Here is a 4938-nt window from a genome sequence, read left to right on the forward strand (position 1 = left end):
GGATGATGCCGTCCGGTTTGAGCACCTGGCGCATGCCTTTCAGCCCTGCCACCGGATCGTCCAGTAGGTAGAGCACGTCATTGCAGGCGATGAAATCGAACTGCTCCCCCAAGGCCCTCAGGTCGGTGATGTCCATCACCTCGAAACGCGCCTCTTTGATCTGGTGGAACTCGAAGCGCTGCCGGGCCATTTTCAGGGATTCTGCCGAGATGTCCACCCCGACGAAGGTGGCACCCGGATTGGCCGTGGCCAGCACGAGGGTTTCCCAGCCGGAGCCACAGCCGGCGTTGAGCATCACTTTGCCCTCGGGTTTGACCACCTTGCGGTTGCGGCGATAGTAAGCGGTGGTGAGGCTGTTGGCAAACAGCGCGAAGTTATCCGTAACCGTCTGCTCAATCGGGACATTCGGGTAGGGAAATTCGTCAAACTGCGCCTGAACCAAGCGGGACGTCGATTGCTCCGGCATAGGGATCCCTGCCTCTGTAGGACTGATTAGGATTCTAAAGCGATTCCAGGGTTTAACCTAGGCGCTGCTCGGTTTCGGGATCGAACAGGTGGAAGCGATCCATGTCGAAGATCACTTCCGCCCACTGGTTGACGCGCAGCTGGGTACGGGGATCCACGCGGGCAATAAACTCCTGCTCGGCCAGGATCCCTTCTCGGTCGCTGGTGCTGAGATAGAGGATTACTTCATGGCCCACCAGCTCCGTTACCGAGACCTTAGCCCGCACCGGGGCAGGTTGGATCCCTGGGGGTTGGTAGTGGGGATCGTGGATGTTTTCCGGGCGGATGCCGAAGATGACCGACTTGCCGACGTATTGCCAATAGGGCTCTGCCTGGTGGGGCGGGATGGCCACGCGGAAGGCGCCGGTATCGATCCAGAGGGTGCCCTCCTGCTCCCGCAGCTTGGCCTGGAAGAAATTCATGGCGGGGCTGCCGATGAACCCGGCCACAAACAGGTTGGCCGGGCGGGTGTAGAGGGTGTGGGGGGTATCCACCTGCTGCAGGCGGCCATCCTTCATGACGGCAATGCGGTTGCCCATGGTCATGGCCTCCACCTGGTCGTGGGTGACGTAGATGAAGGTGGTGCCCAGTTGCATGTGCAACTTGCTAATCTCGGCCCGCGCCTGTACCCGCAGCTTGGCATCCAAGTTGGAGAGGGGCTCATCCATCAAAAACACCGCCGGATTGCGCACGATGGCCCGCCCGACGGCAACCCGCTGCCGTTGCCCACCCGAAAGTTCCTTGGGCTTGCGGTTGAGCAGGTGTTCGATCCCAAGGCGCTTGGCCACCCCTCTGACCCGGCTTTCGATCTCCGCCCGTGGCAGGCCGCGCAGCTTGAGGCCAAAGGCCATGTTCTCGGCCACGGTCATGTGGGGGTAGAGGGCATAGGATTGGAAGACCATGGCGATATCCCGATCCTTGGGGGGGACATCGTTCACCCGTCGATCGCCAATGTAGATGGAGCCGGCGCTCACTTCTTCCAAGCCGGCCAACATGCGCAGGGAGGTGGTTTTGCCGCAGCCGGAGGGGCCGACAAAGACGAGAAATTCCCCGTCTTCGACGGTGATGTTCAGGTCATGGACGGCGGTGGTGTCTCTGTAGCGCTTGGTAACGTGTTCGTAGGTAACGCTGGCCATGCTCTCAACCTTGGCTCCGTTGCGCACTCAAACCCTATCCAAAGCGGCGGGCAAAAGTCAAATCGAGTTGAGTTGAGTTCGGTAGGGAGAGCTGGGGATCCCTGCAGCGAAGCCAGTTTATGGTCGTTGCCCCTGCCCTTGCCCCGGCCCCTTTCCCAGAAGGAGAGGGGAGCTGGGAAGCCATGGAATCTTGAACCGAAATGTAAAAAAAGGTAGGCTCATCGCCTACCTCTATGGGATCCTTTTTCCCTATTAGGAAGTTGCCTAACCTCTAGGCCATCAGGAGACAACGCTCACTTTAACCACTTGGGCTTTTTCAGAGTCTGCCTTGGGCAAGGTGAGGGTGAGGATCCCATCTTTGTATTCGGCTTTCACCTGATCGTGTTTGATCCGGCTCGGCAGTGGGATCACCCGTTGGAAGCGCCCATAACGGAATTCAGTCCGGGTTACCCCTTTGTCTTCAGAGCGCTTCTCAAATCGCCGTTCCCCGGTGATGGAGACCGCTTCGGCTGTCGCTTGGATATCCAAGTCGTTGGGGTTCAAGCCGGGCAGCTCCAGCTTCAGGGTAATGGTTTCGGGATCATCGTGCATCTCCACTGCCGGCATGAAGGCAAAGCCGTCGGCCTCGGTGGTGCGAGGGATCAGCCGGTCGAACATCCGGTTCATTTCCCGTTGAATTTCGTCAATTTCACGAAATGGATCCCAGCGGACAAGAGCCATAGAGCATCCTCCTCCTCTATTACTTTGCTTTTTTGACTTCCAGTTCGAGTTTTTAGCTTAGCTTTCGGGGCTCAACTTTAGAGGTATAAGCAAAACCTCTATGCTTCTAGTGTATTCAAATCCGTTCCGGGAAATGTAGGGTTTTCTGGAATGTTTCTTAGGTGTTTACCCTACAGGTTTATCCATCCAAAACCCTCTAGGACTCCGTATGTTTGGGGCGGCGATGGAGTTTTGTGGGTAACCACATACTGAGACCGGTGGCCACCATCACCAGCAGCCCCAGTCCGTTTAAGAACGGGTAAACCGCTTGCAGATCGAGGGGGCCCCACTGCCCTTTGTGGATTTGGATCAGCCAGTAGTAGTCGAAGTTTTGGTTAAGGCGGGCAATTTGATACAGGGATCCCGTTAGCACCGTTACCACCAAAGGCAAGGCCAGGATGGGGGCAAGGGTGCGGTGGATGCGGCGGATCCTCTTTGGATTCAGGGCCATTGAGCTTTCTCCAGGGCAATGGGGCGATCCCTGCCATGCTATCAGGGCAGCTAGCCCCTATTCTCGCTCAAGAACGGCTCCTGGACAGCTCCTCCACGTGCTGCCGCGGGATGACCCGTCCTTCGTCCTCAAAGCCAGGGATCTCGTGGAAGTTGAGGTAGCGGTACAGCTCGCCGGCAAAGGGCTGGATCTTGGTGGAGACGATCTCTCGGTACTCCTCAGGGGTGGGGATCCGGCCCAAAAGGGCGCAGGCGGCGGCCAGCTCGGCGGATCCCAGATAAACCCGCGCGTCTTTGCCCATGCGGTTGTTGAAGTTGCGGGTGGAGGTGGACATGACGGTGGCCCCGTCTTCCACGCGGGCTTGGTTGCCCATACACAAGCTGCATCCCGGCATTTCCGTTCTGGCCCCGGCGGCAGCAAAGATGCCGTATACGCCTTCCGAGCGCAGTTGTGCCTCATCCATGCGGGTGGGCGGACAGATCCAGAATTGGCGCACCTTGGCCCGCCCTTGGCCTTCCAGGATTTTGGCGGCGGCGCGGTAGTGGCCGATGTTGGTCATGCAGGAGCCGATGAAAACTTCGTCAATCTTGATCGGCGTATCGGGGTTGCCGGCGGCGTGTTGGGCATGGACTTCGCTCAGGGTCATCACCTTGTCGGGATCGTTGGGGGCACAGACGATCGGCTCGGTGATGGTGCTGAGGTCGATTTCGATGACTTCGGCGTATTCAGCGTCGGCATCCGCCTCCAGGAGGGTGGGGCTGGCCAGCCAGGCTTCCATTTTGGCGATGCGCCGCAGCAAGGTTCTCGCATCCTGGTAGCCGCGGGCGATCATGTTCTTCAGCAGCACCACGTTGGAGCGCAGATATTCTGAGACCGTCTCGATGCTCAGCTGGATGGTACAGCCGGCACAGTTGCGCTCTGCCGAGGCATCGGTAAACTCAAAAGCTTGCTCCACCTTCAGATCCGGCAGGCCCTCGATCTCCATGATGCGCCCGGCAAAGACGTTTTTCTTGCCTTTTTTCTCAACGGTCAACAGGCCCCTCTGAATGGCCACGTAGGGGATGGCATGGACAATGTCCCGCAGGGTGATCCCCGGCTGCAATTCACCTGTAAAGCGCACCAGCACCGACTCCGGCATGTCCAAGGGCATCACCCCCATGGCGGCGGCAAAGGCCACCAGACCGGATCCTGCCGGGAAGGAGATCCCCAAGGGGAAGCGGGTGTGGGAGTCGCCCCCGGTGCCGACGGTATCCGGCAGGAGCATGCGGTTGAGCCAGGAGTGGATAATGCCATCGCCGGGACGCAGGACAACGCCCCCGCGGGAAGCGAAAAAGTCGGGCAGCTCTTTGTGGATCTGGATGTCCACCGGCTTGGGATAGGCGGCGGTGTGGCAGAAGCTCTGCAGCACTAGGTCGGCGTTGAAGCCCAGACAGGCCAGCTCCTTCAGCTCATCGCGGGTCATGGGGCCGGTGGTGTCCTGGGATCCCACGGTGGTTATCAGGGGTTCGCAGCTTGTGCCCGGACGCACGCCTGGCAGCCCACAGGCTTTGCCCACGATTTTTTGCGCTAGGGTATAGCCTTTGCCGGTGTCTGCCGGTGGAGTGGGGCGGATAAACAAGGTCGAGGGAGGCAAACCCAAGGCTTGGCGGGCTTTGTCGGTGAGGGCACGGCCAATCAACAGGGGAATACGTCCCCCCGCCCGCACTTCGTCGGGGAGGGTCACGGGCCGCAGGGAAAAGGTGGAGAGAACCTGGCCGGCCTCAGAGCGGATCACACCTTCGTAGGGGCAAATGGTAACCACCATGCCGGTTTCCAGGCGGGAGACATCGCACTGGATGGGCAAGGCCCCGGCATCTTCGGCGGTGTTGAAGAAGATGGGCGCAATGGTGCCCCCCAGGATGACCCCGCCGGCCCGCTTGTTGGGCACATGGGGAATGTCGTGGCCGATGTGCCAGAGGAGTGAGTTGAGGGCGGATTTGCGGGAGGATCCCGTGCCTACCACATCCCCCACAAAGGCGACCGGATGGCCACAGCGCTTCAGCTCGGCAATGGCGGCCAGGGATCCCGGAGCGCGGGACTCCAGCATGG

5 protein-coding genes are annotated in these 4938 nt (G+C 59.8%); all 5 read right to left on the reverse strand.

The genetic code is table 11. The features are described 5' to 3' along the window. Nucleotides 1-466, reverse strand: a 466-nt coding sequence (locus NW819_RS06715; protein WP_414413280.1) for a class I SAM-dependent methyltransferase, incomplete at its 3' end; no start/stop codon positions are given. Nucleotides 467-518: 52 nt separating this feature from the next. After that, nucleotides 519-1640, reverse strand: a complete 1122-nt coding sequence (locus NW819_RS06720) for an ABC transporter ATP-binding protein (RefSeq protein WP_414409110.1) — start codon at nt 1638-1640, stop codon at nt 519-521. A 279-nt stretch (nt 1641-1919) separates the two neighbouring features. Further along, a complete protein-coding gene (locus tag NW819_RS06725) occupies nt 1920-2360 on the reverse strand; it encodes an Hsp20/alpha crystallin family protein (protein WP_414343518.1) in 441 nt (146 codons plus the stop codon). 196 nt (nt 2361-2556) lie between these two features. Next, complete coding sequence (locus NW819_RS06730) at nt 2557-2850, reverse strand: PepSY domain-containing protein (protein ID WP_414413281.1); 294 nt, start codon at nt 2848-2850, stop codon at nt 2557-2559. Nucleotides 2851-2917: 67 nt separating this feature from the next. Beyond that, nucleotides 2918-4938 (reverse strand): bifunctional aconitate hydratase 2/2-methylisocitrate dehydratase (locus NW819_RS06735; protein WP_414413282.1); only part of this gene is annotated, 2021 nt, incomplete at its 5' end.

The organism is Synechococcus sp. R8-2, from assembly GCF_047461715.1.
In the GTDB taxonomy this organism is placed as follows: domain Bacteria; phylum Cyanobacteriota; class Cyanobacteriia; order Thermostichales; family Thermostichaceae; genus Thermostichus.